The 2468-nt window shown below is 36.3% G+C and carries 1 protein-coding gene, 6 tRNA genes and 1 rRNA gene; all 8 read right to left on the reverse strand.

The genetic code is table 11. The features are described 5' to 3' along the window. Nucleotides 1–593: 593 nt before the first annotated feature. Nucleotides 594–1370, reverse strand: a complete 777-nt coding sequence (locus FEZ33_RS11960; RefSeq protein ID WP_138405591.1) for a nucleotidyltransferase domain-containing protein — start codon at nucleotides 1368–1370, stop codon at nucleotides 594–596. A gap of 331 nt (nucleotides 1371–1701) precedes the next feature. Then, a tRNA-Ala gene (locus FEZ33_RS11965) sits at nucleotides 1702–1774 on the reverse strand. A 10-nt stretch (nucleotides 1775–1784) separates the two neighbouring features. Continuing rightward, nucleotides 1785–1858 (reverse strand) — tRNA-Pro (locus FEZ33_RS11970). An 8-nt stretch (nucleotides 1859–1866) separates the two neighbouring features. Further along, nucleotides 1867–1940: transfer RNA gene (locus tag FEZ33_RS11975), tRNA-Arg, on the reverse strand. Between the two features lie 38 nt (nucleotides 1941–1978). Further along, nucleotides 1979–2064, reverse strand: a tRNA-Leu gene (locus FEZ33_RS11980). A gap of 80 nt (nucleotides 2065–2144) precedes the next feature. Beyond that, nucleotides 2145–2217: transfer RNA gene (locus FEZ33_RS11985), tRNA-Thr, on the reverse strand. A 35-nt stretch (nucleotides 2218–2252) separates the two neighbouring features. Next, nucleotides 2253–2325, reverse strand: a tRNA-Asn gene (locus FEZ33_RS11990). 21 nt (nucleotides 2326–2346) lie between these two features. Next, nucleotides 2347–2462 (reverse strand): 5S ribosomal RNA (gene rrf / locus FEZ33_RS11995). Between the last annotated feature and the right edge of the window lie 6 nt (nucleotides 2463–2468).

A 2468-nucleotide genomic window follows, 5' to 3' on the forward strand; every position in this document is an offset into this window, starting at 1 on the left:
TTAGATTTCTTTGTGTTAAAATGAGTGTGTGACATGAAGATTCTCTCCTTATACTATGTTGTGGTGACTTAAGTATAACGAATCTTCATGTCTTTTTTTAGTGTTGCGTTTCATCTTACAACACACCTCTTTTTGAATTCTTATTAATGTATATATCTATATGGCAGTATATACTATAGCCATATCATGATGACACTAACCATTATTACTAAAGCTATTACGGCAAAAGCTAGTGGAGTCCGACTTATAGAACTTTATATTTCTATTGGATTCTTAATCGTTTATCGCATAATCCACTTCATCTCTCTGCCTAGTCCTTCTATAGAGTATTCAGAAGAAGCATATTAGTTTTCCTATCTCTTCTTACAGCATATTTCTACATAATATTTAATTCTTCTATTTAATTTTGAACATCGTTTTATCTTACTATCTTAGTAACCCTTTACTTCCATTTACCCTATTTGCGGATTACTCTCTATAGTATGTAGCTAATTCAACCGGAATCTCTTTCCGTTTATCTACTCATGAATTTAATATGCAGGGTCATCTCATCTTAGAAGTAGCCTAATTATATTTTCGATTTCTTTAACTCATTACACTACTTTCTTCAATTCAATAATTATGCTTTGTATTACTTCCATTGTGTTTTCTGGATTATTAAACATACTCTTAAATAATTCATTTAAATTTTCTTCAAATGTTTTAGGGAGTATCGTTGCGTCTGATTTGGCATAGGTTATCATCCGTTTTTCTCCAGGATGCGTTAACCTGTTGATCGCAAATATAATATCGAAGTACGACTCTAGAAAAGCTGCGACCCTATGATTTATACTTATCATATCCTTACGAACTAGTACTTTTTCTATTTGTTTGTCGTAGGATGGCAAGTTACCAGTGAGTAGATTCATGTTGTTTTGTATAATATTTCTACGTAATTCTTCTGGATATGATATTTGATACTTATTTTGCAGTTTTTCCAATTTACCATTCTTATCAAATAGAATGTTGCAATGTAAAAGATTATGCCACATACAAGTTGTGTATCCATTACTCGGAGTAAACTCTTCAACGACTGAATATATTTGTTGTGAGAAGTCCTCAAGATTTCGGTACAAGATATCAATATCTATTCCATCTTTCAATGTACAATTATCTTCAAGCTCCCAATATGAATTTCCAAGCTCCATATAATGACAGTATTTCTCCAATATTCGTCTTCGAGCATTCTCACTTGGTATCTCATTACAGTATATATATAAGTCATAGTCCGACTTTTCATCAAATATCTGTTTTACCCTCGATCCCCCAAGGGCAATTGACTCAGCCTCTGGCAATGTAGTAAATTCTTTCCATAATTTACTGAAATTCATATTATCCTCCGTTATTGCATGTATTTTTCAAGTTTATTGATTGAATGTACTTATTACCAAAAGTTTACTACACATTCCTCCGGTTTAAAATATATAACCGTTCGGTTGTTGTATAAGCTCGAAAGTAAACTTCTTAAGATACTATATTACTTAGCTATACACTCTCAATTGAAACCTCTCATTATTGATATTTCCTTTAAATAAAATAGGTCAAGCAACAATCTCTGCTGCTTGACCTCGACTAAAATGAATCGTTAACCCTATTTGACAAAGAAACACAAAAAAAGAGATATAGATTATTAAAATCTACATCTCTTTCTTTGATCTATTATGGAGAATAGCGGGATCGAACCGCTGACCTCCTGCGTGCAAGGCAGGCGCTCTCCCAGCTGAGCTAATCCCCCATTATACCAATCGGGAAGACAGGATTCGAACCTGCGACCCCTTGGTCCCAAACCAAGTGCTCTACCAAGCTGAGCTACTTCCCGAAATGAAACGCACCCTGTAGGAGTCGAACCTACAACCGCCTGATTCGTAGTCAGGTACTCTATCCAATTGAGCTAAGGGTGCAATATCTTTTATTCAATTATCTTAACACAAATGTGTTATGCCGAGGGCCGGAATCGAACCGGCACGGTAGTCACCCACCGCAGGATTTTAAGTCCTGTGCGTCTGCCAGTTCCGCCACCCCGGCAATATGCCGTTAGTACTTACAATCTGGCTATAAAATTTTCTTAATTTTCACAAAATTCAAAATCTAAAAGATCAATATGAAGCCATTTACCGGAGTCGAACCGGTGACCTCTTCCTTACCATGGAAGCGCTCTACCTGCTGAGCTAAAACGGCAAATATCAATTTTGAAATTTGAGTAAAAAAAAAGACTCCGCAAGTAGGGCTCGAACCTACGACATCATGATTAACAGTCATGCGCTCTACCAGCTGAGCTATTGCGGAATGACTAAAAAATTAAACAATGCATGGCAACGACCTACTCTCACAGGACCAAAGGTCCAACTACCATCGGCGCTAAGAAGCTTAACTGCTGTGTTCGGCATGGGAACAGGTGTATCCTTCTTGCTACCATCACCACACATTGT

The organism is Ruoffia tabacinasalis (assembly GCF_005864045.1).
Taxonomy (GTDB): domain Bacteria; phylum Bacillota; class Bacilli; order Lactobacillales; family Aerococcaceae; genus Ruoffia; species Ruoffia tabacinasalis.